The sequence below is a fragment of the Sandaracinobacteroides sp. A072 genome, assembly GCF_052616365.1.
In genome coordinates this window covers 223,718-250,068 of the sequence record NZ_JBQXGU010000003.1, presented here as the reverse complement: position 1 = coordinate 250,068, position 26,351 = coordinate 223,718, and the positions used below count along the sequence as shown (strand labels likewise).

Annotated in this window: 23 protein-coding genes; 13 read left to right on the top strand and 10 right to left on the bottom strand. The window is 66.0% G+C overall.

The genetic code is table 11. The features are described from left to right. The first annotated feature begins 1 nt into the window (after position 1). The 3 genes from rplT (at position 2) to pheT (ending at position 3,929) form a co-directional block, all read left to right on the top strand. Positions 2 to 358 (top strand): 50S ribosomal protein L20, encoded by a 357-nt coding sequence (gene rplT / locus ACUJ46_RS10110; protein WP_445390361.1) that lies wholly within the window; start codon positions 2 to 4, stop codon positions 356 to 358. A gap of 137 nt (positions 359 to 495) precedes the next feature. Continuing rightward, positions 496 to 1,569, top strand: coding sequence for a phenylalanine--tRNA ligase subunit alpha (gene pheS / locus ACUJ46_RS10105; protein ID WP_445390360.1), 1,074 nt, complete (start codon positions 496 to 498; stop codon positions 1,567 to 1,569). After that, the gene (gene pheT, locus ACUJ46_RS10100; RefSeq protein ID WP_445390359.1) at positions 1,566 to 3,929 is read left to right on the top strand and encodes a phenylalanine--tRNA ligase subunit beta; all 2,364 of its coding nucleotides are present in this window, start codon (positions 1,566 to 1,568) and stop codon (positions 3,927 to 3,929) included. Before pheS ends, pheT begins: the two co-directional genes overlap by 4 nt. A gap of 91 nt (positions 3,930 to 4,020) precedes the next feature. Here pheT and ACUJ46_RS10095 read toward each other — a convergent pair whose 3' ends face one another. Next, positions 4,021 to 4,707, bottom strand: a complete 687-nt coding sequence (locus ACUJ46_RS10095) for an OmpA family protein (RefSeq protein WP_445390358.1) — start codon at positions 4,705 to 4,707, stop codon at positions 4,021 to 4,023. Between the two features lie 51 nt (positions 4,708 to 4,758). After that, positions 4,759 to 5,538 carry an alpha/beta fold hydrolase gene (locus ACUJ46_RS10090; RefSeq protein WP_445390357.1) on the bottom strand — a complete coding sequence of 260 codons (780 nt, stop codon included), beginning with the start codon at positions 5,536 to 5,538 and terminating at the stop codon, positions 4,759 to 4,761. Between the two features lie 82 nt (positions 5,539 to 5,620). Here ACUJ46_RS10090 and ACUJ46_RS10085 point away from each other — a divergent pair, with 82 nt between their 5' ends. Then, positions 5,621 to 6,919, top strand: coding sequence for a hemolysin family protein (locus ACUJ46_RS10085; RefSeq protein WP_445390356.1), 1,299 nt, complete (start codon positions 5,621 to 5,623; stop codon positions 6,917 to 6,919). Between the two features lie 26 nt (positions 6,920 to 6,945). Continuing rightward, on the top strand, positions 6,946 to 7,305 hold the full coding sequence (locus ACUJ46_RS10080) for a hypothetical protein (protein ID WP_445390355.1): 360 nt from the start codon (positions 6,946 to 6,948) through the stop codon (positions 7,303 to 7,305). 309 nt (positions 7,306 to 7,614) lie between these two features. Here the strand turns inward: ACUJ46_RS10080 and ACUJ46_RS10075 are convergent, their stop codons facing one another. Then, positions 7,615 to 7,788: a hypothetical protein gene (locus ACUJ46_RS10075; RefSeq protein ID WP_445390354.1), complete on the bottom strand. Its 174-nt coding sequence runs from the start codon at positions 7,786 to 7,788 to the stop codon at positions 7,615 to 7,617. Between the two features lie 10 nt (positions 7,789 to 7,798). Here ACUJ46_RS10075 and ACUJ46_RS10070 point away from each other — a divergent pair, with 10 nt between their 5' ends. After that, positions 7,799 to 9,526 (top strand): right-handed parallel beta-helix repeat-containing protein, encoded by a 1,728-nt coding sequence (locus ACUJ46_RS10070; protein WP_445390353.1) that lies wholly within the window; start codon positions 7,799 to 7,801, stop codon positions 9,524 to 9,526. Between the two features lie 205 nt (positions 9,527 to 9,731). Here ACUJ46_RS10070 and ACUJ46_RS10065 read toward each other — a convergent pair whose 3' ends face one another. Then, a complete protein-coding gene (locus ACUJ46_RS10065; RefSeq protein WP_445390352.1) occupies positions 9,732 to 10,814 on the bottom strand; it encodes a phosphotransferase family protein in 1,083 nt (360 codons plus the stop codon). A gap of 3 nt (positions 10,815 to 10,817) precedes the next feature. Then, positions 10,818 to 12,131 carry a phosphoribosylamine--glycine ligase gene (gene purD / locus ACUJ46_RS10060; RefSeq protein WP_445390351.1) on the bottom strand — a complete coding sequence of 438 codons (1,314 nt, stop codon included), beginning with the start codon at positions 12,129 to 12,131 and terminating at the stop codon, positions 10,818 to 10,820. Positions 12,132 to 12,242: 111 nt separating this feature from the next. On the opposite strand from purD, the gene xseA reads away from it, so the two are divergent. The 5 genes from xseA (at position 12,243) to ACUJ46_RS10035 (ending at position 18,539) form a co-directional block, all read left to right on the top strand. Next, the gene (gene xseA, locus ACUJ46_RS10055; protein ID WP_445390350.1) at positions 12,243 to 13,793 is read left to right on the top strand and encodes an exodeoxyribonuclease VII large subunit; all 1,551 of its coding nucleotides are present in this window, start codon (positions 12,243 to 12,245) and stop codon (positions 13,791 to 13,793) included. 41 nt (positions 13,794 to 13,834) lie between these two features. Next, entirely contained in the window at positions 13,835 to 14,053 is a 219-nt protein-coding gene (locus ACUJ46_RS10050; protein ID WP_445390349.1) for a DUF2093 domain-containing protein, read from the top strand. A 45-nt stretch (positions 14,054 to 14,098) separates the two neighbouring features. Beyond that, a complete protein-coding gene (locus tag ACUJ46_RS10045; RefSeq protein ID WP_445390348.1) occupies positions 14,099 to 15,037 on the top strand; it encodes a M23 family metallopeptidase in 939 nt (312 codons plus the stop codon). Between the two features lie 218 nt (positions 15,038 to 15,255). Beyond that, the gene (locus ACUJ46_RS10040; RefSeq protein ID WP_445390347.1) at positions 15,256 to 18,147 is read left to right on the top strand and encodes a TonB-dependent receptor domain-containing protein; all 2,892 of its coding nucleotides are present in this window, start codon (positions 15,256 to 15,258) and stop codon (positions 18,145 to 18,147) included. A 119-nt stretch (positions 18,148 to 18,266) separates the two neighbouring features. Then, positions 18,267 to 18,539: a hypothetical protein gene (locus ACUJ46_RS10035; RefSeq protein WP_445390346.1), complete on the top strand. Its 273-nt coding sequence runs from the start codon at positions 18,267 to 18,269 to the stop codon at positions 18,537 to 18,539. Positions 18,540 to 18,657: 118 nt separating this feature from the next. Here the strand turns inward: ACUJ46_RS10035 and clpB are convergent, their stop codons facing one another. Then, a complete protein-coding gene (clpB, locus tag ACUJ46_RS10030; protein ID WP_445390345.1) occupies positions 18,658 to 21,231 on the bottom strand; it encodes an ATP-dependent chaperone ClpB in 2,574 nt (857 codons plus the stop codon). 149 nt (positions 21,232 to 21,380) lie between these two features. Between clpB and ACUJ46_RS10025 the strand changes: the two genes are divergently transcribed. Beyond that, positions 21,381 to 22,307, top strand: a complete 927-nt coding sequence (locus ACUJ46_RS10025; protein ID WP_445390344.1) for an NAD(P)H-dependent flavin oxidoreductase — start codon at positions 21,381 to 21,383, stop codon at positions 22,305 to 22,307. Positions 22,308 to 22,320: 13 nt separating this feature from the next. Here the strand turns inward: ACUJ46_RS10025 and ACUJ46_RS10020 are convergent, their stop codons facing one another. Further along, positions 22,321 to 22,761, bottom strand: a complete 441-nt coding sequence (locus ACUJ46_RS10020; RefSeq protein WP_445390343.1) for a hypothetical protein — start codon at positions 22,759 to 22,761, stop codon at positions 22,321 to 22,323. A gap of 65 nt (positions 22,762 to 22,826) precedes the next feature. On the opposite strand from ACUJ46_RS10020, the gene ACUJ46_RS10015 reads away from it, so the two are divergent. After that, a complete protein-coding gene (locus ACUJ46_RS10015) occupies positions 22,827 to 23,936 on the top strand; it encodes a PQQ-dependent sugar dehydrogenase (RefSeq protein ID WP_445390342.1) in 1,110 nt (369 codons plus the stop codon). A gap of 15 nt (positions 23,937 to 23,951) precedes the next feature. Here ACUJ46_RS10015 and ACUJ46_RS10010 read toward each other — a convergent pair whose 3' ends face one another. From ACUJ46_RS10010 to trxC, 3 genes are all read right to left on the bottom strand, one after another. Continuing rightward, positions 23,952 to 24,827: a TetR/AcrR family transcriptional regulator gene (locus tag ACUJ46_RS10010; protein ID WP_445390341.1), complete on the bottom strand. Its 876-nt coding sequence runs from the start codon at positions 24,825 to 24,827 to the stop codon at positions 23,952 to 23,954. A gap of 155 nt (positions 24,828 to 24,982) precedes the next feature. After that, entirely contained in the window at positions 24,983 to 25,885 is a 903-nt protein-coding gene (locus tag ACUJ46_RS10005; RefSeq protein ID WP_445390340.1) for an isoaspartyl peptidase/L-asparaginase family protein, read from the bottom strand. Then, positions 25,875 to 26,327 carry a thioredoxin TrxC gene (trxC, locus tag ACUJ46_RS10000; protein ID WP_445390339.1) on the bottom strand — a complete coding sequence of 151 codons (453 nt, stop codon included), beginning with the start codon at positions 26,325 to 26,327 and terminating at the stop codon, positions 25,875 to 25,877. The genes ACUJ46_RS10005 and trxC overlap by 11 nt, the downstream gene beginning before the upstream one ends. Positions 26,328 to 26,351 lie beyond the last annotated feature (24 nt).

Sequence of the window (26,351 nt, the reverse complement as noted above, 5' to 3'; positions counted from 1 at the left end):
TATGGCACGTGTCAAGAGGGGCGTTACCGCCCGTGCGCGTCACAAGCGCGTTCTCGAACAGGCGAAGGGCTATTATGGCCGTCGCAAGAACACCATCCGCATTGCGCGTCAGGCCGTCGAGAAGGCCGGCCAGTACGCCTATCGCGACCGCAAGGTCAAAAAGCGGTCGTTCCGGGCGCTGTGGATCCAGCGTATCAACGCTGCCACCCGCGAACTGGGCGTGACCTATTCGCAGTTCATGCATGCGCTGGCCGATTCGGGCCTGCAGCTGGATCGCAAGATGCTTGCCGATCTCGCCATGAACGAACCGGCAGCCTTCAAGGCGGTGTTTGACCAGGTGATGGCCGCCAAGGCCTGATCCGCCGCCACCGGCACAGCATGCCGATGCAATCGGGCGCGGTGGGGCAGGACCCTTCCGCGCCCTTTGCGTTTTCGGCCCCCAGTCGCTAGGCCCGCCCCCGTGAAAATGCGCCCCCGCCCCGGACGGAGACCCCGATGACGACCGAAGCCCTGAAAGGCGAAATTCTGGCAGCGCTGGCGGATGCCGCCAGCCCCGAGGCCGTGGAGGCCGTGCGCGTGGCTGCCCTGGGCAAGAGCGGCAGCATCACCCAGCTCATGAAATCGCTCGGCAGGATGGACGCCGACGAACGGCTGCGAACAGCACCCCTCTATCAGGCCCTGCGCGAAACCGTTTCGGCCGAAATCGAAGCGAAGAAGGCAGCGCTTGGCCGCGCCGCGCTCGAGGCGCGCCTCGCCGCCGAGCGGGTCGACATGAGCCTTCCGGCCACCCCAGTCGAGCCGGGAACCGTCCACCCCATCAGCCAGGTGATGGACGAGCTATCCGAAATCTTCGCCGACCTCGGCTTCGCGGTGGCCGAAGGCCCCGAGATCGAGACGGACTGGCACAATTTCACCGCCCTCAACATCCCGCCCGAGCATCCCGCCCGGGCGATGCACGACACCTTCTACGCACGCCCGGAAGCCGGCGGCGAACGCATGGTCCTGCGCACGCACACCTCGCCGGTGCAGATCCGCACGATGATGAGTCAGAAGCCGCCCATCCGCATCATTGCGCCGGGCCGTGTCTATCGTTCCGATTCCGATGCCACCCACACGCCGATGTTCCACCAGGTGGAGGGGCTGGTGATCGACCGGAACATCCACCTCGGCCACCTGAAATGGACGCTGGAGACCTTCGTGAAGGCCTTTTTCGAAGTGGATGACGTGACGCTGCGGCTCAGGCCCAGCTTCTTCCCCTTCACCGAGCCTTCGGTGGAGGTCGATGTGGGCTGCAGCTGGGAAGGGGGCACGCTGAAGGTCGGCGGCACCGCCAGCTGGCTCGAAATTCTGGGGGCGGGCATGGTCCACCCCCGCGTGATCGCCAACTGCGGCCTCGACCCGGACGAGTGGCAGGGCTTTGCCTTCGGCTGCGGGATCGACAGGCTTGCGATGCTGAAATACGGGATGACGGACTTGCGCGCCTTTTTCGATGCGGATCTCAGGTGGCTGAAGCACTTCGGCTTCGCCGCGCTCGACGTGCCGACGCTTTCGGCGGGAGTGGGCGCATGAAATTTCCTCTGTCCTGGTTGAAGCGCTACCTCGATACGGATGCCGGCGCTGCCGAACTGGCCGAGGCGATGACCCGCCTCGGGCTTGAGGTGGAAGGCATCGACAACCCGGCCGAGGCGCTCGCGCCCTTCCGCATCGCCCGCGTGCTCACCGCCGCGCGGCACCCCGGGGCCGACAAGCTGCAGGTGCTGACGGTCGATGCCGGGGACGGTGTGCCGCTGCAGGTCGTGTGCGGCGCGCCCAATGCGCGCGCCGGGCTGGTGGGCGTGTTCGGCCCTCCGGGCGCGCATGTGCCGGGCCTCGATGTCACGTTGAAGGTGGCCGAGATCCGGGGTGTGCAGTCCAACGGCATGATGTGCTCGGCCCGCGAGCTGCAACTTGGCGAAGACCATGACGGCATTCTCGACCTGCCGGCCGATGCGCCGGTGGGCGCCGGCTATGCCGCCTGGGCCGGCCATGACGACCCGGTGTTCGATATCGCCATCACGCCCAACCGGCAGGATTGCATGGGCGTTTACGGCGTGGCGCGCGATCTGGCGGCGGCCGGCCTCGGCACGCTGAAGGCGCCGGCCCTGCCGGTGATTGCCCCCGGGCCGCAATCGCCTGTCTCCATCGCGACAGAGGATCCCGATGGCTGCCCGGCCTTTCATGCGCGCGCCGTTCTGGGCGTTGCCAATGGCCAGTCGCCGGAATGGCTGCAGCAATTGCTGACAAAGGCGGGCCTCAGGCCGATTTCGGCGCTGGTCGATGTCACCAACTATTTCTCCATCGGTTTCGGCCGGCCGCTGCACGTCTATGACATCGCGAAGCTCAAGGGCGGCCTTGTCGCCCGCCGGGCGAAGCCGGGTGAGACGATCGCGGCGCTCAACGGCAAGAGCTATGCTCTTTCGCCCGAAATGACGGTGATCGCCGACGATGCGGCGGTTCACGACATTGGCGGGATCATGGGGGGCATGGATTCGGGCGTTTCCGAAACCACGACCGACGTGCTGATCGAGGCTGCCTATTTCGACCCGGCGCGGATCGGGGAAACCGGCCGCGCGCTCGGCATCACATCCGACGCCCGGGCGCGCTTCGAACGGGGCGTCGACCCTGCTTTCCTGCAGCCGGGCCTCGATCTGGCGGCTGCCATGGTGCACGCCCTGTGCGGCGGCACCATCACGGAAACGCTGCAGGCCGGCCAAGCACCGGTCGCCGAAAGGCGCATCGCCTTCGACCCGGCGCGCACGCTGGCGCTGGGCGGACTGGAGGTTGCCGCCGACGAACAGAAGGCCATTCTGGAACGGCTGGGCTTTTCCGTCTCCGCCGATGGCCTGCCCTGGCAGGTAACAGTGCCGAGCTGGCGGCGCGATGTGGATGGCGCTGCCGATCTGGTCGAGGAAGTCGTCCGGCTGCACGGGCTGGAAAAGGTCCGGTCCGTGCCGCTGCCGCGCGCCGAGGGTGTCGCGACCCCGACGGCAACGCCGGCGCAGAAGCTGGAACGGCGGCTGAAGCGGCTGATGGCGGCGCGCGGGCTCGACGAAGCCATCACCTGGAGCTTCATCGCCGAAGACGAAGCCGCGCGGTTCGGCGGCCATCACTGGCGTCTGGAAAACCCGCTTTCGGCCGAGCTGGCCGTGATGCGCCCCTCGCTCCTTCCCGGGCTGGTGGCGGCTGCCGGGCGCAACATGGCGCGCGGCGCGCAGTCGGTGCGGCTGTTCCAGCATGGGCGCCGTTATCTGGCGGATGGGGAACGGCCGACGCTTTCCATCCTGCTGGCAGGCGATGCCCGGCCGCGCGACTGGCGCGCAGGCAAGGCGCGCCCCTTCGATGCCTTCGACGTGAAGGCCGAGGTGCTGGCGGCCCTGCAGGCGGCCGGTGCGCCGGTTGACCGGCTGCAGACCATCCAGCCCGCCTCGGCCCATTATCATCCGGGCCGTTCGGCACGGCTGGTTCTCGGCAAGGCCGTTCTGGCTGAATATGGGGAACTTCACCCCGATGTGCTGGGTGATCTCGACCGGGCGGTGGCGGCGGAAATCTTCCTCGACAGCCTGCCGGAACGGCGGGCCAGGCGGGCACGGCCGGTCTTCAATCCATCCAGCCTGCAGCCTGTCCACCGCGATTTCGCTTTCCTTGTGCCGGAAGACCAGCCGGCCGAGGCCCTGGCCCGCGCCATCCGTGGGGCGGACAAGGCGCTCATTGTCGATGTGCAGCTTTTCGATCGCTTCGCGGGGCAGGGCGTTCCCGAAGGCAAGATCAGCCTTGCCTATGCCGTGACCCTGCAACCGGCGGACAAGACATTGACGGATGCCGATATCGAAGCCGTGGGTGCGGCCATCGTGAAGGCGGCCGCGAAGCTCGGGGCGACGCTGCGGGGCTGATGCCCCGGCGGGTCGTCCATGATGCCCAAGTAAAAAGGGGGGGCGAAGCCGGTGCTTCGCCCCCCCTTTCCTGTTCAGGTGCCGGGCCTGGTCAGTTGGCCTTTGCGGCTGCCACATCGCCCTCGGAAACCGGGGAGATGCGGATTTCGACGCGGCGGTTCTGCGCCCGGCCTTCCGGCGTGTCGTTCGAGGCGACGGGCGAGGTGAAGCCGAAGCCGCGCGTAGCGATGCGGGCGGACTGCACGCCAAAGCCCATCAGCGCGCCCGCCACGGATTGCGCCCGCTGTTCGGACAGGCGCTGGTTGAAATCCGCCGAGCCGACGGAATCGGTATGGCCCAGCACGTCCACGAAGGTGGAGGGATATTGGCGTAGCGTGTCCGCCACGGTCTGGATTGCCGGGCGGAACTCGGGCTTCAGGATGGCGGAGCCGGTGTCGAAGGTGACATTGTCCGGCATTTTCAGAAGGATCTCATCGCCCACCCGGTCGACTTCGATGCCAGTGCCGGCGGTTTCCTCGCGCAGCTTCTTTTCCTGACGGTCCATGTAGGTTCCGATGCCGGCGCCTGCGATCGCGCCGATGCCGGCGCCGAGGATGGTTTCCGTGCGGCTGTTGCGGCCGCCGAGGATGGTGCCCAGAAGCGCCCCGGCGCCTGAGCCGATAAGCGCGCCCGTGCCCGCGCTCGACATCTTCTTCTCGCCTGTCACCGGGTCGGTCGTGCAGCCTGTCGTGATGATGAGGGCGGAAAGGGCGGCGGCCATGGTGAATTTCGTGCGCATGGGCTGAGTGCTCCTTCTTGGACTATGTTTCTGGATGATCTGCTTTAATAACTAACTGTCAAGCCTGCCTGCTGTTCCGATGGCTTCGGCCTTAACCGTCAGCCAGCGTCGGATCATGGCTGCCACCTGATCCATTGCTTCATACTGAACCATGTGGCCGGAAGCGGCCACCTGACCAGTGGTGACATGGCGGCTGGCGCGGGCGAGATCCGTCAGGCGGTTCACCGGCTTGTCGATGGCGATGGCGAGAAGCGGGCGGGCGAGGGCCGCGAGCGCTGGCGCGCCGTTCCAGGCGAGAATCTGCCGGAAGGCCTCGCGGATCACCTGCGGGTCTGTCCTGGTCATGATCTCAACCAGCCTGTCGTAGCGCGCCGCGTCGACCGGCCCGGCCAGCTGCGCGCGGGCGAAGGCGCCGACGATTTCCACCGGGTCGCGCGCATCGAGCTGGCGCATCAGCCCCTCGCCCGTGGCGCGGACCTTGTCCGTCGCCACGATATGGGCGGCATCGAGGAGGACGGCGCCTGCCACGCGGTCGGGCGCGCGGGCAGCGATTTCCAGCGCGATCTGGCCGCCCATGGAGTGGCCAACGACGATGAAGCGATCCGGTGCGGCATCGAGAACGGCCCTCGCCTGCGCCGGAATGGAAATATCCGCGGCTTTCGGGCTTTGCCCATGGCCCAGCAGATCCACGAGACGGTGCGGCGCTTCCGGCAGGGCCTCGGCCACCGGAAGCATGGCCTCGTGGCTGCAGCACCAGCCATGGACGAGGAGAAAGGGAAGGGCTTCGTCGCCGGGAACATCGACGATGTGAAGCCTGTGGGTTCCTGTCATTCCAATACCCTTTCCAATGGGTTTCCGGGCGCATTCTGAACGCTTGAGACTTGCGCCTCTTGTGGGCATAGAGGCAACAGCCATGGCCATTCCCTGGACCGATGTCGCGATCATCCTCGCCCTGATCGCGCTGAACGGTTTTTTCGCGGGCGCGGAACTTGCAATCGTCTCGGCCCGCCGGGTGCGCCTTCAGGTGCTGGAACGGGCTGGAAGCCGTGGCGCCACCACCGCCCTTGCCCTTCAGTCCGAACAGGGGCGCTTCCTGTCTGCCGTGCAGATCGGCATCACTCTTGTCGGCGTGGCGAACGGCGCCTTTTCCGGCGCCAGCCTGTCCGGCCCGGCCGCCTACATGCTGGAGCAGATGGGCCTGCCGGCCGCCTATGCCGGCGAGATCGGCTTCGGCCTTGTCATCCTTGTCGTCACCTATCTCTCGCTCATCATCGGGGAACTGGTGCCCAAGCAGCTGGCCCTGCGCTCACCCGAGGCGATTGCAGTGGCAGTGGCGCCCGTGATGGTTGTCGTCACGCGCATCACCAGCCCCTTTGTCAGCGTGCTCGACGCCTCCACCGCCCTCATCTTCCGCATGCTCCGGCTGGAGCGGACAGGCGACATCAGCGTGACGGAGGAAGAGCTTCGCCACGTTGTCGCCGAGGCCGAGGTGGCCGGGGTGATCGAGGAAAGGGAGCGGGAGCTGATTTCCGGCATCATGCGCATGGCGGACCGGCAGGTGCGTGGCGTGATGACGCCGCGCCGGGAAGTCGACTGGATCGACATCGATGCGCCGCCGGAGGATGTTCGCGCGCGCCTCGTTTCCACGCCGCACAGCCGGCTGGCGGTGGGCGAAGGGTCGATCGACAGGATTGTCGGGGTCATCCAGGCGCGCGATGCGCTTGCCGCAATCCTCGAGGGGCGCGAGATCAGCCTGCGCGATCTGGTGCGCAAGGCGCCCGTGCTGCCGGATGTTGCGGATTCGACCGTTGCCCTCGCGGCACTTCGGGATTCCGATGTGCCGATGGCGATCGTCGTCGATGAATATGGGCATTTCGAGGGGATCGTCACCCCGGCCGACCTGCTTTCGGCCATTGCCGGCGAATTCCGGTCGGACATGGATATCGGCAATGATCCGGCCTTCCTGATGCGGGAGGATGGTTCCTTCCTGGTATCAGGCGGGCTGGCGGCCGACGAACTGGCGGAGCTTCTCGGTTTCCGGCTGGAGGAGGAGCGGGATTACCAGACCGTTGCCGGCTTCGTGCTTGCGGAGCTGGAGCATATTCCCGAAACCGGCGAAATCTTCGAGGCGCATGGTTACCGGTTCGAGGTGATCGACATGGATGGCCGCAAGATCGACAAGCTGCTGGTGACAAGGCTGGAGGCCGAATGAGACCGCTTGCCTGGGGCTGTTTCGGTATGCTCGGCCTCGCATGGTCGGCCCTGGCCTGGCTTCTGCATGCAGCAGCCGGCACCGGCAGCGTTGCCGTGGTGCGCGTGAGCCACTGGCTCGACATCGATCCGGCCAGCACCCAGTGGATCGCCGACACCATGGCCTTTGCCGGCGGTGTCGCCCAATGGTTCATCCTGCTGGTCTGGGCGATCGGGCTTGGCGTGCTTGTCGTTCTTGCCATGCTGGCCAGCAAAACCATCGGCTCGGTTAACGATCTGGCGCAACAGGCGGAAAATACGCGCTGGGGGCGGATTCAGCCGGATAATGACACCATTTCTGGCGAAATAACTGATAAACGAATCACAAAAACACCGCCAAATAACTAGAAAATAACGAAAAAATTTTCACATTGAATCGGCGCAAATTTGCGCCGCGGCGGCTTGCGCGCCCTGTTCCGTGGCATTTGGCTCAACTCATCGCCAGTTTTGCACGCTTCATCGAAGTAACAATCTTTCAAACTTGTAACCTTAATGTCTGTCGGCGATCCAGTTTGTGGGTCGCAACATAAAAACAAAGGGTTGCACAATGAAACTCGCAAAAGGTCTCGCAATCTGCGGGCTCCTGGTCTCTGCCAGCAGCCCCGCCATCGCCTCCACAACGACCAGCAGCTGGGATTCGCTCGTTGCGCGTTTCGTTCAAACGAGCAGGCTGCTTGTCGCCAGTTTCTCATCGCTTCCGGAAACGATCATCAGCACGGTGACGCAGCCGGCGACGAGCACGACGACTGTCACGGGCACCTCTTCCCCGAGCCTTTCGACGACAAATGTCACCACGACCACGAGCAGGCCCACGCTCTCCTCGGGTCTCATCCTGGCTTCGATGCCGGAAAGCATCACGCCTGTCGGCGATGCCGGTGGCTCCGTCAGCGTGCCCGAAAGCCAGCCTGCTGGTGACGGCCGGACCTTCTATGTGGACTTTGCCTCGGGCAACAACGCCAATGCCGGCACCTCGGCCTCGGCGCCCTGGAAGCATGCGCCGGGCGATCCGGCGGCCACGGGCGGGCCGGCCTCCATCCGGCTGGCCGGTGGCGATACCGTGCTTTTCCGCGGCGGCGTTCCCTATCGTGGCAGCATCAACCTGAAGTTCAGCGGCGAAAGCGGCGCCCCCATCATCTATCAGGGCACCGGTTATGGTTCGGGCAACGCCATTCTCGATGGCGCCGACCCTGTCCAGAGCTCCATCCCCTGTCCCAGCCAGATCGCCTGCGGCGGCGCAAGCAACTGGCAGAGCCTGCGCCTTGTCAGCTTTACCGAGCCTTCGACGGGCGCGCGCAAGCTCTTCGACGCCCTTGGCGCCCTGCACGAAGCCCAGGCGCCGACGGTTTCCAACCCCTTCTTCAGCGACGATGTGTCGAGCTTCGCCGTGGTGCCGCTGTCCCAGGCCGAGCAGCTTGCGGCAGGCCGTCTCTACAATCCGGCGCTCGCCGCCGCCGCCGCCGGCCAGCCTTCGGCCCGCATCGCCATCTGGAACTATGGCAATGTCGTGATCGAGCGTGAGATCCAGTCCGTCTCGGGCGGGACGATCTATTTCGATCCCACAGGTGTCCGCCCCTATCCGGATCGTGATGGCCGGGCCGCCATCGTCGGCAGCGTGAAGGCGGTCACGAAGCCGGGCCTCTTCGCCATCACCGCGCCCGGCAAGGCGGTAGTCTATCCGCGTTCGGGTGGCGGCACCCAGTTCCACATCGGCACCGGCCGCCATGCGATCAACCTCGCCGGCATGTCGAACGTTACCATCCGCGGTTTCCACTTCGCTCGCGGCACCGCCAACAACGGCACCACCCGCGAAGGCCTTGCCATCGGCAACTGGGGCGGAACGCCCAACGCCATCCGCATCGAGAACAACCGGTTTGGCCCGGCCTCGCTCGCGAACGGCTATGGTATCGTCCAGCTCAATGCGGGCAATGGCTATGTGGTGCGCGGCAACCGCTTCACCGATCTCGAAAAGGGGTCCGGCGCGCGGTTCGGCACGGGCGTCACGAACATCGTGGTCGATGGCAACCGCTTCCAGCGGCTGGGCCGCACCGGCATCTATCTGCAGGGTGTGAAGACCGCGACCGTCAGGAACAATGTGCTCGCCGATCTCCAGGGCGTGCACGGCAACGGCATGAGCTTCTACCTCGCCAACACCAACATCACGGTTTCGGACAACTGCGTCTACAATACGACACGACCGGCCACCTTCCATGGAGATCGCGTGGGCGAAACGGTGAACAACCTGAAGTTCCTGCGCAACATCTTCATCGGGACGAGCGGCAGCCAGGCAGCGCTCAGCAGCTGGGGGTCCAAGACCGATGGCGTCACCATCCAGTCGAACATCCTGCTCGGTGGCCGGGGCGGCATCTTGATGAACGCCAGCGACAGCAATGTCACCATGTCGCAGAACAAGACTTCGGGCATCCTGCTCTCCGGCGTGCAGCCGTCCAGCTGGCTGGTTGCCTCCAACAACAATGCGGCCGATCTCGCCGATGCCGAAGGCGCCCAGCTTTCGCTCAACGGCTGTTCCGCCTCGGGCTATTCGGGCCAGGTGACTGTCAACCCGATCTGAGCTTCCAGGAGACATCCCTGTAAGCAACAGCGCCGGATCCGCAGCCATGCGGGTCCGGCGCCAGCTTTGTGGGGGCAGGGGGGCTGTCGGGCGCGATGCGCCTTCATCACATTCTAGCCATGAAAAAGGCCGCACAGCCATGGCGCCGTGCGGCCTTTTCGTGGCTGGTTGGCCGTTGCTGCCAGCCCTGTGCTGCCAGCCCGGTTTAGCGGGCGCCCGCCTTTTTCGCCTGTTCCCAGGCGAGGTTCGCCAGCGGCTCGACATTGGCAGCCTGCGTCCTGGCATGGGCGCTCGACGCCGTTCCACGGATCACCCGACCACGGATGCCGTGGAGAATGCCGGCCAGGCGGAACATGTTGTAGGCGATGTAGAAATCCATGTTCGCCGTCACTTCGGCCGTGTCACGCCCGGTCTTGCGGCAGTAAAGCTCGATATACTCCTGCTCTGTCGGGATGTTCATCGCCGCGCAGTCCACTTCCGAAAGCGCAGCCGAACCGGTGCCGGGCGGCATCCGGTACATCATCAGATGGTAGGAGAAGTCGGCCAGCGGATGGCCGAGGGTGGACAGCTCCCAGTCGAGCACGGCGAGGACGCGCGGCTCGGTCGGGTGGAATATCATGTTGTCGCAGCGATAGTCGCCATGGACGATGGAGGATTCATCGCCCGCCGGGATGTTGGCTGGCAGCCATTCCATCAGGCGGTCCATGGCCTCCACGCGGCCGGCGGCTTCGTCTTCCACATATTGTTTCGACCAGCGCGCGATCTGGCGGGCAAAATAATTGCCGGGCTTGCCATAATCGCCAAGGCCGATACTTTCCGGGTCGATCATGTGCAGCTTCGCCATGGTGTCGTTCATGGCCTCGAAATAGGCGCGGCGCCCGGGCGTCGGCACGTCGGGGAAGGTGCCGTCCCAGATGATGCGGCCTTCTACGCAATCCATCACATAGAAGATGGTGCCGATGACGCTTTCGTCCATGCACAGACCGAAGGCCTCGGCCACGGGGAAGCCGGCCTTGAACAGCGCGTTGATGACGCGATATTCGCGATCGACGGCATGGGCCGATTTCAGCAGCAGGCCGGGCGGCTTGCGGCGCAGCACATAGGAACGCTTCGGCGTGATCAGCTTGTAGGTCGGGTTCGACTGCCCGCCCTTGAACTGCCGGACATCGAGCGGCCCTTCATAATCGCGCACATTGGCTTCCATCCAGGCCGCGAGCGCGGCCTCGTCGATACGGTGGGCCTCGCGGACTTCGGTTGTGCCCGAAAACTGTTCCTGGCGGCTTGCCATGACCTATTCTCCTGTCTGTTCCGCAGCGCGCTCGCGCGCGATCTCACGCCAGCCGATATCGGCTCTGCAGAAGCCATCGGCAAAGCTGATCTTTTCGATTGCACCATAGACGCGGGCGGCAGCCTCGCGCACGCTCGAACCGCTGGCCGTAACTGCAAGAACACGGCCGCCGCTGGCCACCAGACGGCCCGACGCATCACGGGCGGTCCCGGCATGGAAGACGAGGGCGCCTTCGCTCTCGGCGTCTTCCAGCCCCTCGATCGCACATCCCCTGGCCGGCGTGCCCGGATAGCCGCGCGCCGCCATGACGACGGTGGCGGCCGCACCCGGCTTCCAGCGTGCCGCATGGCCCGCCAGCCCGCCGGTCGCGCCTGCAAGCAGAAGCTCCACGAGGTCGCTGTCGAGAAGCGCCATCAGCACCTGGCATTCCGGATCGCCGAAGCGGACATTATATTCGATGAGCTTGGGGCCATCCGCCGTCAGCATCAGGCCGGTGAACAGCACGCCGGTGAAGGGCGTGCCACGCGCCGCCATGGCGGCCAGCGTCGGGCGCACGATCCGCTCAATCGTCTCGGCCTCGATGGCGGGCGTGAACACGCGCGCCGGGGCATAGGCGCCCATGCCGCCGGTGTTGGGGCCTTTATCCCCGTCGCCGACGCGCTTGTGATCCTGCGCTGCCAGAAGGGGCAGGGCGGTGGCGCCGTCGCACAGCAGGAAAAAGCTGACTTCCTCGCCCACGAGGCATTCCTCGATCACGACTTCGGCGCCGGGTTCGGCGAAAAGCGCGCGCAGCGCTTCTTCGGCTTCCGCATGGCTTGCCGCCACGGTCACGCCCTTGCCGGCTGCGAGGCCATCGGCCTTCACCACCACGGGAAGCGGGTGAGCGGATGCATAGGCAAGTGCCGGTTCCAGCGCATCGAAGCGCCGCCAGGCGGCCGTGGGGATCCCGGCTTCGTCGCACAGCGCCTTGGTGAAGCCCTTCGAGGCCTCGAGTCGCGCGGCAGCTGCATCCGGGCCGAAAACGGCAATGCCGGCGTCGCGCAGCGCATTGGCGACACCGGCGGCCAGCGGCGCTTCCGGCCCGATCACGACAAGGCCAATGCCATGCGCCTTTGCCCAGCCAACCACGGCCGCGCCGTCGAGAATGTCGAGATCCGGCACACAGTCGGCATGCCGTGCGATGCCGGGGTTTCCGGGCGCTGCATGCAGTCTGGCGCAACGCGGCGAGCTGGCCAGCTTCCAGGCCAGCGCATGCTCGCGCCCGCCGGAGCCGATGAGGAGGATGGAGAGCGCATCGTCGTTCTTGGGCTGGGTCATGCGCGGGGGCATAGCGGCAGGCTGCGCCCGGTGCCAGCCCGGAGCAGCGCCCGGCATCTTCATGCCTTTGCGGTTTGAAGTCGGCGGCCGGGGCGTCTATCTGCCTTGGCGATGGCCTCCTCTGCTCCGAATGTCCCCGAATACAGCGTGTCCGAGCTGGCGCTCAGCGTGCGCCGCACGCTGGAAGGGGCGTTTGGCCTCGTCCGCGTGCGCGGCGAGATTTCCGGTTTCAAGCGCTATGCCTCGGGCCATGGCTATTTCGACCTGAAGGACGCCGACGCCAACATCGCCGGCGTGATGTGGAAGCCGAACATGGCCCGCCTGGCCTTCCGCCCCGAAGACGGGCTGGAAGTCGTGGCGACGGGCCGGCTTTCGTCCTACCCCAAGACATCGAAATATCAGCTCATCGTCGAGCGGATGGAGGTGGCCGGGGTCGGCGCGCTGCTGAAGCAGATCGAGGAACGGCGCCGCCGCCTCGAGGCCGAGGGTCTGTTCAACCCGGCGCGCAAGCCGAAGCGGCCCTATCTGCCCGGCCACATCGGGGTCATCACCTCGCCGTCGGGCGCCGTCATCCGCGATATCCTGCACCGCCTGCAGGATCGTTTTCCCCGCCGGGTAACATTGTGGCCCGTGCCGGTGCAGGGGGATGCGGCGGCGCCGCGCATCGTCGCCGCCATCGCCGGCTTCAACGCCATGCCGGAAGGGACGCGCCCCGACCTGCTGATCGTAGCGCGGGGCGGCGGTTCCATCGAGGATCTGATGGCCTTCAACGAGGAAGCCGTGGTCCGCGCCGCTGCTGCCAGCGCCATCCCGCTGATTTCGGCCGTCGGCCACGAGACGGACACCACCCTCATCGATTTCGCGGCTGCCCTCAGGGCGCCAACACCGACGGCAGCGGCCGAGCTTGCCGTGCCCGTCCGCGCCGACCTGCTTGATGCGCTCGCCGATCTCGGCCTGCGCGCCGCGCGCGGGGAGCGGCGCGCACGGCTTCTGCGGCGCGAACGGCTGCAGGCCTTTGCCGCCCGCCTGCCACGCCCCGCGACACTGGCCGGGCTGGCGCGCCAGAGGCTCGATGACGCCGGAGAACGCCTGCCCCGCGCCATGGCCGCGCGCACGGGCCTGCAACGGGCGCGCCTGTCCGCCATTGCCGCCGGAATGCCGCGCGCCGCGCTTCTGGCCCGGCCGCACCGGCAGCGCCTTGCCGATCTTTCCGCCCGCCTGCCGCGCGCGCTTGCCGGGCGCACGGCGCTTCAGTCCGCCCGGCTTTCGGCCCTGGGCGGCCGCCTCGCGCCGCATCTGCTTGTCCGTGCCGTCGCGCGCGACAGGGCGCGCCTTGAAGCGCCGCGCGTCACGCCCAATGCGGCCTTGCTGAAGGCGCGGCTGGCGGCTGCCCGCGCGGCGCTCGATGCCGGTTTCCGGCTTGCGGAAAGCGTTTCACCACAGGCCGTGCTGGCGCGCGGCTATGCCCTGGTGCGCCTGCCCGATGGCCGATATGCCAAGCGCGCCGCCGATGCTGCTGCGGCTGCTGCCCTCACGCTTCAGTTCGCCGATGGTGATGTGAACGCCGTGCCGGCGGGCCGGCCCCCATCCGGCTCATCTGCTTCTTCCGCTCCATCCGGCCCGAAAGCCCCCGCCGCCACCCGGCAGGGGCGATTGTTCTGAGGGCCGCTAACAGATGCAATTCGACTGACAGGACCGACCCGATGCTCAATCTTTCCGCCGGCCGCCCGGCCCGAATCCAATATCTTCCCGGAAGCTACAGGCTGATCGCCGATGGTGACCATGTGCTCTGCGCCGTGACGGGGCAGAAGATCCCGATCACCCAGCTTCGCTACTGGAGCCACGAGTTGCAGGAGCCCTATGCCTCGGCGGAAGTGGCCAGCAGGCGCTATGCCGAGGCGAAGGACCAGGGCCTGTTGTAGAGGGTGCCCGTTTCCAGTCGATCCCCAAAGCCTGTCAGGAAATCCATGGGGCAGGCCGTCGCCATGCTTGTGCTTGCGGCAGCCGTGCCCTTGCCGGCCAGGCCCGCCGCGCCCCTTTCAAACCCGACCCCTCCGGCAGATGCCGCGATCGCCTTGCTTGGCCCCGTCCGGCCGGGCGGGCTTCTGCATGTCAGCCTTCCGGATGGCGCGTCCGGCCTGCTGGTGAATGGCGAAGCGCTGGCACCCGCGCCTGACGGCCGCTTTCTCATTGCCATCGGGCGCGACCAGTCCGGCCCGCTGATTCTCGATGTTCTGGCTCCCCCTGGCCCGCTTGCAAGCCTGCGGCTGGAGGTGCCGGAACGCCGCTATGCCATGCAGGCGTTGCCGGCCCTTGGCACCAGCGCCGATCCCGCGCCTGCCTGGAAGGCGCGCCGCGCGACCGAGGAGGCCGCCATCGGCGCGGCACTGGAAGTGGCGCTTGCCGCGCCAGCCGAGGCATCAGGCTATGTCCAGCACTTCCGCCGCCCTGTGGAGGGAAGGCAGACCGCCAGCTTTGGCGTCGGGCGCAGCTTTGGCGGCGTGCCCCAGCCCCCGCACAGGGGCATCGACATCGCTGCCCGGCGCGGCACCCCCGTGCTGGCGCCGGCCGATGGCGTGGTCCGGCTGGCCGAGGGCCCGTTCCTGATAGAAGGGCGGATGATCCTTCTCGATCATGGCGCGGGGCTGGTTTCCGGCCTGATGCATCTCGATACCCTTGCCGCAGAGCCGGGGCAGAAGGTGCGGCAGGGTGATGCGATCGGCACGGTCGGCTCCACCGGCCGCTCGACGGGTCCGCACCTTCACTGGGAGGTCCTGCGCCTTCTTCCTGCAGACGGTTGGTGCGAAGGCGATGAGGATGGGGCGGTGCGGGCGGTGCCTGTCGACCCGGCGTTGCTGTTGCAGCCGCTGACTGTGGCGCCAATGCAACATGTGCCGACAACATAGCGCCGAGGCTGAACCTTCGCTTTACAGTCTCATGTCTTTTTGATGAAGGTTTCAGGCAAGCCACAAGGCCCCCGCCCGCAGTGCGTCTTCCGTTCGTCATGCCACCGGCATGGAAGGGAATCCGGCAGCGAGGCGGAAAACCGAAGTGGCTTCATGCGGGGGGATGCCGGACAACTGGCCGGTCCTCATGAAGCCCGAGAACGGAAGGACTGATCACCGTGACCAATCTTAACTGGCAAACGCGCGCGATGCTGAAAGGCTCCGCCGCGACGTTCGCTCTCACCGTTGCCATGCTGCAGGGCCCTGTCGCCCTGGCGCAGGAAACGGCTGGGGCCGCCCCCGCTGAAACCATCATCGTCACCGGTTCGCGCATTGCCCGCCCGAACGTCGACAGCTCGAGCCCGGTCTCGGTCGTCGGCGCCGAGGAAGTCGAGCTTCGCGCTGCAACCAACGCCGAACAGTTCCTGCGCGAACTGCCCGGCGCTGTGCCGTCCATCGGTTCGGCCGTGAACAACGGCAACGGTGGTTCGTCCTACGTCAACCTGCGCGGCCTCGGCTCCAACCGGAACCTGGTCCTTCTGAACGGCGTCCGTATCGTCCCGACCGACCTTGCGGCCCGGGTCGACCTCAACGTCATCCCGCTCGCCGTGATCGAGCGCACCGACGTGCTGACCGGCGGCGCCACCACCACCTATGGTGCGGACGCAGTTGCCGGCGTCGTGAACTTCGTGACGAAGCGCGACTTCGCCGGTGTCGATCTCAACGTCTCCAACGGCATCACCGGCCGTGGCGATGGTCACAACTTCCGTGTCGAAGCCACCGTTGGTGCCAACTTCGATGACGGCCGCGGTAACGCGGTGCTCTCGATCGGCTTCCAGAACACCAAGCCGGTCTATCAGGGCGACCGCGACTTCTCGCAGGAAAACATCAGCAGCTACTCGGGTCTCGCCGGCGGTTCGTCCACGGCCGTGCCTTCGGTCATCGCCGGTTACGGCGGGCCGCTGCTCCAGCTCACCAACGATGGTGGCCTGGCGCCATTCTACGAGCCCTACAACTTCAACCCGACCAACATCTTCCAGACGCCCTTCAAGCGCTTCAACATCTACGGTGCTGCGCGTTATGAAGTGACGGACAACGTCGAGGTCTACACCGAGGCGCTCTTCTCGAAGAACACGGTTGCGACCATCATCGCCCCGGGCGGCAGCTTCACCAACAGCTACCTGATCCCGCTGTCGAACCCCTATCTGCCCGTCGCCGTGCGTGACGCCTTCTGCGCCGGCGCCGGCATCGATGCCGCCTCCTGCGTTGCGGCCTCCCTCGCCGCCGGTCCGGATGATCCCAACTACACCGAAGTCCGTTCGCAGGTCCGTCGTCGCTTCGTCGAATCCGGCACGCGTGACACCGAATATGCCACCACCATGTTCAACATGAAGGCTGGCGTGCGCGGCAACATCACCGACAGCCTGACCTTCGACGTCTATGGCAGCTACGGTGAGAGCGACAAGCGCAACAACAACCTGGGCTGGGGCCAGAACAGCCTCCTGCAGCAGGCCCTGCGCGCTTCCAGCGCCGATGCCTGCCACGACACCAGCAATGGTTGCGTTCCGATCAACCTGTTTGGCCCGGCCGGTTCCATCACGCCGGACATGCTTGGCTTCGTCCAGAAGAACGACAGTGGCGGCATCCAGAAGGTGACCCTGGCCACCGTCTCGGGCGCGGTTTCGGGTGAACTCTTCACCATTCCGGCCGCGCGCGATGGCGTTGGTTTCGCCCTTGGTGGTGAATATCGCGAATACACCGCCCGTCAGGTCGCGGACTCGCTCAGCCAGATCCCGGGCGAAGTGCTCGGTGCCGGCGGCGCCGATCCGAACGTCTACGGTACCTACAATGTCAAGGAAGTGTTCGGCGAACTGATCGTGCCGCTCGTGCAGGATCGTCCGTTCTTCCACGACCTGACGCTCGAAGCCGGTGCCCGCTACTCCGATTACTCGACGGCTGGCACGGTGTTCACCTGGAAGCTCGGCGCCCAGTGGGCTCCGGTCGAATCGCTCCGCTTCCGTGGTAACTACCAGCGTGGTTCGCGCGCCCCGAACATCGGCGAGCTGTTCCAGCCCCAGCTGGTCGGCCTCGACAACCTGGCGTTCGACCCCTGCCAGAACGACGAGCCCGTCGGTGATGCGACGCTGACCGCCATCTGCATCGCGCAGGGCGCACCTGCCGCGCAGATCGGTGCGATCAACCCGCCGGCTGCCGGCCAGATCAACATCACCTACGGTGGAAACCCGGATCTGGATACGGAAACGTCCGACACTTGGACTGTCGGCGTTGTCATCCAGCCGGCTGCCGTTCCGTCGCTGACCGTCACGCTTGATTATTACAACATCATCGTGAACGACGCGATCACGGCTCCGACCGTTGGTGACGTGCTTGATGGCTGCTTCGTGTTCAACCGCGACCCGGCCTCGGCCGAGTGCCTTTCGATTCGCCGGAACCCCTTCACCGGGGCGCTGGACGGCTCTGCGGCTGACACCCCGGGCGTTCCGCTGCTCACCTCCAACCAGGGTCGCCTGCAGACCGACGGTATCGACCTGTCGGCCCGCTGGAACGGTGACATCGGCTTCGCCAACCTGGGTCTGAGCTTCGACGGCAACTGGACGAACCGTTCGCGGTTCAAGGCGTCGCCGGGTTCGATCAACCGCGAATGCGTCGGTTTCTACTCGATCAACTGCGGCTCCATCCAGCCGGAGTTCTCGTTCAACCAGCGCACCTCGCTCAACTTCGACTCGGGCATCACCCTCTCGCTGCTGTGGCGCTACATCAGCAGCGTGAAGTATGAGCCGCTGCAGTATCAGGCTGACCTCGATGCCGGCGGTGCTCCGCTCGACGAGTTCACCAAGATCGGTGCGGCCAGCTACTTCGACCTGTCGGCCCGCTTCGAGGTGAACGAGAACCTCACGGTCAACCTCGCCATGCTCAACATGTTCGACAAGCTGCCGAAGGTTGTTGGTTCGGATATCGGCTCCACCGCCTACAACAGCGGTAACGTCTATCCGTCGACCTACGACCCGCTGGGCCGTCGCTTCCAGGCTGGTGTCCGCCTGCGCTTCTAGTGCTGGCTTGACCATCGGAACGGGAAAGGGGGGCTTTTGCCCCCCTTTCTTTTTGTGCGCTGCAGCAGGATTGAGCGCGGCGGCAATCGCGGTTATCATTGCCGCAAAGGAGAGTTCCCATGAAAAGCAGCCTGATGCTGTTCGCAGCCCTGGCCTTTGCCAGCCCGGCCCTTGCCAATGACGAGGCGCCCAAAAGTGATGTTTCGCGCACGGCCGCCAATGTCGACCCTGACCGCGTGCGTTGCGTGCGCATCACGGAAACAGGAAGCCGGGTGCGTGCCAGCAAGGTCTGCAAGACCAACGCCGAATGGAACCGCCTTGCGGATGCCGGCAACAAGCAGGCCACCGATATTGTCGAGGCAGGTCGGATTGCCTCGATCCAGGGCCAGTAAACAGCTGCAGAACCGGGAATATAATCCGGCTGGCCGGATTGTCCTGTGCCAGACATGAAAAAGCCCCGGCGCATGGTCTGCGCCGGGGCTTTTCCGTTTTAACCACCCTTGGGCCGGTTCAGGCAACAGGCTCCAGCATCAGCCGGCCGTCGCCATCCGTCACCCTCACAGTCGAGCCATCCGGCACCTCGCCAGACAGCAGAAGCTCCGCCAGCGGGTCCACGAGATGCTTCGAGACCGCGCGCTTCAGCGGCCGGGCGCCATAGACAGGGTCGTAGCCGACCCGTGCCAGCCACTGCCTGGCGCCTTCGTTCAGCTCCAGCGTGATCTTGCGGTCCTTCAGCAGGCCCTTCACATGATTGACCTGGATCTCGACGATAGCGCCCATATGCTCGGGCGCCAGCCGGTGGAACAGGATGATTTCGTCCAGCCGGTTCAGGAATTCGGGCCTGAAATGGGCGCGAACGGCTTCCATCACCTGCGGCTCGGCCTGTTTCACATCCGCGCCATCGGGCAGGGCCGCGATATGCTGGCTGCCGAGGTTGGATGTCAGGATGATGAGGGTGTTGGAGAAATCGACCGTGCGGCCCTGTCCGTCCGTCAGGCGGCCATCATCCAGCACCTGCAACAGCACGTTGAAGACATCCGCATGGGCCTTTTCCACTTCGTCGAACAGGACCACCTGATAAGGCCGGCGGCGCACGGCCTCGGTCAGCACCCCGCCTTCATCATAGCCGACATAGCCCGGAGGCGCGCCGATCAGCCGTGCAACCGAATGCTTTTCCATGAACTCCGACATGTCGATGCGAACCATCGCGTCCGAACTGTCGAACAGGAAGTCGGCCAGCGCCTTGGTCAGCTCCGTCTTGCCCACGCCCGTCGGCCCGAGGAACAGGAAGCTGCCCAGCGGCTTGCCCGGTTCCTGCAGGCCGGCGCGCGAACGGCGCACCGCCTTTGAAACGGCCACCACGGCATCCTGCTGGCCAATCACGCGCCGGCCAAGCTCATCTTCCATGTGGAGCAGCTTTTCACGCTCTCCTTCCAGCATTCGGGCAACCGGAATGCCGGTCCAGCGGGAAACGACGGCGGCGATATCCTCGGCCGTCACTTCCTCGCGTACCATGGCTTCGCCGGTTGCCTGCTCGGCTTCTGCCAGCTTGGCTTCAAGCTCGGGGATGACGCCATAGGTCAGTTCGCCCGCGCGGGCATAATCGCCCCGGCGCTGGGCCTGTTCCACCTCGACACGGGCTTGGTCCAGCGCTTCCTTGATGCGGGTGGAGCCGGCAAGCTTTTCCTTCTCCATCGCCCAGCGCGTGCCAAGCTCGTCGGCCTCGGCTTCCAGCCGGGCCAGCTCCTCTTCCAGCACGGCCAGCCGGTCGCGCGAGGCGGCGTCGCTTTCCTTCTTCAGCGCTTCCCGCTCGATCTTCATCTGGATGATGCGGCGGTCCAGCGCCTCGATTTCCTCGGGCTTGGATTCCACCTCCATCCTGAGGCGGGAGGCCGCCTCGTCCATGAGGTCGATTGCCTTGTCGGGCAGGAATCGGTCGGAAATATAACGGTTGGAAAGGGTTGCCGCCGAAACGAGGGCGCTGTCGGTGATCCGCACGCCATGGTGCAGCTCATATTTCTCCTTCAGGCCACGCAGGATGGAGATGGTGTCCTCGACGCTTGGCTCGCCCACGAAGACAGGCTGGAAGCGGCGCTCGAGCGCTGCATCCTTTTCGACATGCTTGCGATATTCATCGAGGGTCGTCGCGCCGATGACATGCATCTCGCCCCGCGCCAGCGCCGGCTTCAGCAGGTTGGAGGCATCCATTGCCCCTTCGGACTTTCCGGCGCCGACAAGCGTGTGCATCTCGTCGATGAAGAGGATGATCTGCCCTTCGGCGGCCTTGATCTCGTCGATCACGGCTTTCAGCCGCTCCTCGAATTCGCCGCGATATTTGGCGCCCGCGATCAGCGAACCCATGTCGAGCGCGAAGAGCGACTTTTCCTTCAGACCGTCGGGCACGTCACCATTGACGATGCGCAGCGCCAGCCCTTCGGCGATCGCGGTCTTGCCGACGCCCGGCTCGCCGATCAGCACGGGGTTGTTCTTGGTGCGCCGCGCCAGCACCTGGATGGTGCGGCGGATTTCCTCGTCGCGGCCGATCACCGGGTCGAGCTTTCCGGCCCGCGCCACCTCGGTAAGGTCGCGGCCATATTTCTTCAGCGCGTCATAGCTTTCCTCGGCGGATGCGGAATGGGCCGCGCGGCCCTTGCGCAACTGTTCGATGGCTGCATTGAGCGCCTGCGGCTTCACGCCCGCGTCGGCCAGGATCCTGCCGGCTTCGGTCTCGGGGGCAAGCACGATGGTCAGCAGCAGCCGTTCCACGGTCACGAAGCTGTCACCGGCCTTTGTCGCGACCTGTTCGGCCTGATCGAGAATACGGGCGACATCCTGATCCCAGCTCATCTGGCCGCCGCCGGTCACCTTCGGAAGGCGGGCCAGCGCCGCGTCGGCGCCGCTCAGGGCGCGCGCCGGATCGCCGCCTGACGCCCGGATGAGGCCGGCCGCCATGCCCTGTTCATCATCCAGCAGCGCCTTCAGCAGATGCGCGGATGTCACCCGCTGGTGCGTTTCTCGAAGCGCGATAGTCTGGGCTGCCTGAAGGAATCCCTTGGCCCGATCGGTGAATTTCTCGATGTTCATGCCCGCTGTCACTCCTTTCAGACCGATGTAGTGTGTCTTTAATGTCACACAATGGGGCGTCTTCCGAAAATGCCGAGGTGGCGCAAAGTGCTGGAATCCGTTTCGGAAGCGTCTTTCATCGAACTGGACTGAAATTGGGGAGCATGAAGATGAAAGGCAACCGCCTGTGCCAGATGCTGGGAATCGAGCGACCGATCGTGCAGGCGCCCATGGGCTGGATCGCCCGGTCCCGGCTGGCATCGGCCGTCTGCAACGCCGGCGGGCTGGGCATCATCGAAACCAGCTCGGGCGAGCTCAACACGATCCGCGCGGAAATCCTGGCGATGCGCGGCCTGACGGACAGGCCCTTCGGCGTGAACATCGCCCAGGCCTTCGTGCGGGATCCCGGCATCGTGCAGTTCATCATCGACGAGGGCGTGCGCTTCGTTACGACATCGGCCGGAGACCCGAACCGCTTCTGCTCGGCGCTGAAGGCGGCGGGGCTTACGGTCTTTCATGTGGTGCCGAACCTTGCCGGGGCGCTCAAGGCGCTGGAAGCGGGCGTTGACGGGTTGGTGGTGGAAGGCGGCGAGGGCGGCGGCTTCAAGAATGCGCGCGACGTGTCCTCCATGGTGCTGCTGCCGCTGGTCCGCGCGCATACGGACAAGCCGATCATCGCCGCCGGGGGCATGCTGTGCGGGCGCACCATGGCGGCGGCCTTCGCGCTCGGCGCCGATGGCATCCAGCTGGGAACCCGCATGGTGAGCGCGGCAGAATCGCCCGTTCACGACAACTGGAAGCAGGCCATCGTCGAAGCGGCCGAAACGGACACGCTGTTCCTCAACCGGCATGGCCCGGGGCCGGCCCTTCGCGCGCTGCGCACCGAACGCACGACCCGGCTGGACCGGGAGGGAAGCCCCGCCATCATGGCCGAATTCGGGCGCGCCATGGACCTCTATTTCGGCGGCGACATGGAGGCAGCGATCGCGCTTTCAGGCCAGGTGGCCGGTCGAATCGATGGCGTGCGGCCCGTGAAGGCGATTCTGGACGACATCATGGAGGAATATCAACAGGTGGTTGCCGGCCTTCCCGGGTGAAGCCGGGAATCGCTCAGCGGCGGCCGCGCAGCATCCAGCCATGGAAAAGCCCGCCTGCAAGGCCGGACAGGCTCATCATGAGGAAACCGGCTGTCGTCCGCGCGCCGGCCAGCGGCGAGAAGCCGAAGGCCAGCTTCATGGCGAGGAGCGCAAGCGCGACCCCCGCCCAGCCCGCCAGCGGATAGGCCAGCGATGCAATCCGCCCGGCACGCGGCCGCAGCCAGGCAGCCACGAGAAAGGCGACGAGAAGAACCACCAGTAGCACCCCGCCCAGTGTCGGCAGCAGGCCGGTGAAATCGCGCAGGATCGCCCCGGCACGCACTGTCGCTGGCAGATCCGTGCCAAGGGCTGCCAGTTCCGCCTGCACGAACAGGCTGTGCGCCAGGCTCGCCAGTGCTGTTGTCAGAAGCGCTGCAAGCAGCAGGCTGCCAAGCCACATCCCGATCCGTCTCATCTGCTTGTCCCCTTCAGGCAGTTGCGGCTAGCCTAGCGGCGAAATTCACATTGCGGGAGGGGTTCATGCACATGCTCAAGGCCTTGATGCTGCTGATCGTGGCGGCATTGCCCGCCACCAGCCTGCCGGCTGCGTCCTCAGGCCCGCCGACACGGGTGGAGGTGGTGGCGACGGGCCTCGATCACCCCTGGAGCATCGCCTTCCTGCCCGATGGCAGCGCGCTCGTCACCGAGCGGCCCGGCCGGCTGAAACACATCCTCAATGGCAAGGTCACGGCGATTTCCGGCGTGCCCAGGCCCTTTGCCGAAGGGCAGGCCGGCCTGTTCGATGTGCGGATCCATCCCGGGTTCGAGGCCAATGGCCTGATCTTCCTGTCCTATGCGCATGGAACGGCGCGTGCCAACGCCACCCGCGTGGCGCGGGCGCGGCTGGTGGGGAACCGGCTCGAATCGGTGACGACAATCTTTACCGCCAGCCCGATGAAGCGCGGCCCGGCCCATTTCGGCGGTCGCATGGCCTTTCTGCCCGATGGCACGCTGCTGCTGACGACTGGCGACGGCTTCGACCTGCGCGAGGAGGCGCAGCGCAAGGCAAGCGCCCTCGGCAAGACGCTGCGCTTCACCATCGACGGCCGGATTCCGGCCGACAACCCCTTCGCCGGGCGGACGGATGCACTGGGCGCAGTGTGGACGCTGGGCCACCGCAACCCCCAGGGCCTGGCGCATGACCCGGTGCGCGGCGTTGTCTTCCAGCATGAGCATGGGCCGCGCGGCGGGGACGAGGTGAACCTGCTGCTGGCAGGCCGCAACTATGGCTGGCCGGTTGCGACCTTCGGGCGCGATTACAGTGGCGCTACCATCAGCCCCTACAGCCGATACCGCGGGACGGAGGCGCCGCTCCTGCACTGGACTCCCTCGATCGCGCCGTCCGGCCTTGCGGTCTATCGCGGCGCGATGTTCCCGGAATGGCAGGGCGATCTTCTGGTTGGCGCACTGGTCGACCGGGAGGTGCGCCGGGTGCATTTGTCGGCCGAGGGGCGGGTGCTCGGGCAGGAAAGCCTTTTCGCCGATCTGGGCGAGCGAATCCGCGACGTGGCCGTCGCACCGGATGGCGCCATCTGGCTGGCAACCGATTCCGCTTCCGGCCGGCTAATCCGCATCAGCCGCCAGCCGTGAAGCCGGGCTGACGGTTCAGGCGCCGGCGCCCGGCCTGGCCCCTGCCTTTTCCCCGGCGGGGCCGTCCTCCGGCATCGCGTCCTGGTCCGTTGCGTCCACGGCGCGCATGCGTTCGCGCAGGTCGGTGGCGATCGCATCCTGGAAGCGCTTTCCGGCCTCGGTGGAGGTGAGCATGAACAGGAAGTGCCGCAGCGCCATGATGCGCTCCTGCTTCCTGTGCAGGATAGCGTCCTGCATCATCACCCCTTCCGAAAGGAAGCGAACCACATCCCGCGTGAGGGAATAGGCGGACAGATCGAACACCTCGGGCGGCAGCGTGCGTTTCGTAAGGTTCAGGCGTGCCAGATCGAAGGTCAGCATGATCGGATCGACGATGGCCTTCAGCTCCGGATCTGTCCGGGCTGCAAGCGTCAGTTCGACAAAGGCCCTGTATTCCGGAAGGTCGAGATGGTCCCACGCGATTTCGGTGGCCCTGGCCCGGTAATAATCACCCGTGCCAACCATCACCGGCGGCAGAGCCGCCATGGCGACCTCGAACATTTCCAGCCGCCGGCGCACGCAATATTGTGTCAGCGCGGCGAGCAGATCGAAGCGGGAACGGAAATGGTAGAGCATGGCCGGGCGGGTGATTCCGGCTTTTTCGGCCACGAGGCTTGTTGAAAAGCCGCTGTAACCCTCCGTGTCCAGAACGGCGATTCCGGCTTCCAGAATGCGCCTGCGCGTGCGCCCGCTTTTGGCCAGTTCGCCCTTGCCCGTGCGTGTCGGGTCTGGTGGAAGAAGCGGGTTGGCGTCTTCCTGCGGAGGCCGGGACTCATGGCTTCCGGCAGCCCCTCTGTTCTGTCCGGAATTTCCTTTGCCGCCAGCCCGGAGCTTGTCACCCTTATTCACCATGGGGTGGCTATTGCCTCGCAATTGCGGAGGCGAGCATGAACTCTGACGTACATTGTCATATCAGACACTTGAACCCCAATACGCAACACTGAGCACTGCTCATGAGCAATTAGTGGAACAGGCCGTGAGACTTGGCAAGTCACCAAGTGATGATTTCAGGCGCCAATCCCTGAAAATACATCGCGTCCAGCCCGCGCGATGGCATGTTTCATGCCGCCCGAGTTCCAGCGGATGGCAGCACGGCCCCGGTGATCGAGGGCGATGATTCCGCCATTGCCGCCCAGCGCCTTCACCCTGTCGAGGAGGGCCGAAGAGGCGCTTTCCACATCCTCGCCCAGAAGGCGCATGCGCGCGGCCACCTCGGCGGTGCCGCCCGCCAGGATGAAATGTTCGCCGATGCCTGTGCAGCTGGCGGCCACTGTGCCGTCGGCCCAGGTGCCGGCACCGGGGATCGGCGTGTCCCCCACGCGGCCGGCCCGCTTGCCGAAAACACCCCCGGTGGAGGTGGCCGCCGCCAGCCGCCCGCGCAGATCGAGGGCGACCGCCCCCACCGTTCCATGGGACAGCGCATCCCCTTCGGCCAGCATTTCAGCCGCCGTCACGCCGACGGGCAGGCGGAACCACTGTTCCGGTGAGGTGATGGCGGGCAGGCCCCGTTCGCGGGCGAACAGGGTTGCGCCTTCGCCGGCCAGAAGCACATGCGGCGTATGGTCCAGCACCGCGCGCGCTGCCGCCACCGGGCTTTCGACATCGCGGATGGCGGCAACGGCGCCGGCGCGCGGGCCGGCGCCATCCATGATGCAGGCATCGAATTCATACCAGCCCGCACGGTTGGGGCAGGCGCCGCGCCCGGCGACATAAAGGCCGGCAGCCTCCAGTTGCGCCACGGCCCATTCAACCACGTCGAGCGCCGACGCGCCGGCCTCCAGCCGCGCCCGCCCGCCGGTCGCGACATCGGCGAGATGCGCTTCGACTTCGGAATAATCCCGGCCGGGGGTGACGCCGGCGCCGCCATGCAGCAGCAGCACAGGGGCGCCATCCACGGGTTCAGCCGCCATGCTGGTGTGCAAAGGCGATGATCCGGCTTGCCGGAAGCGCACCGGAAACGCGCCCGGCTTCGCGCCCGCCGCGGAACAGAACCATGGTGGGCACCGATTGTATGCCGAAGCGCGCGGCAATGGCGGGTGCTGCATCGATGTCGAGCTTGGCGACACGCACATGCGGCTCCAGTGCGGCGGCAGCCTCGGCATAGGCAGGGGCCATGGCGCGGCACGGCCCGCACCATTGCGCCCAGAAATCGACGAGAAGCGGCAGGCTTCCGCGCGTGAGGTGATGCTCGAAGCCGGCGGCATCGAGCGCCAGTGGCTGGCCAGTGAAGAGCGCCGCCTTGCAGCGGCCGCATCTTGGCGCATCGGTCATGCGCGCTTGTGGCACGCGATTCACGGCTCCGCAGGCAGGGCAGGGGATCATCGCGGCGCCGGTCATTTTGCCCTCGGTCATTTCGCCCTCCGTTTCATCGGCTCC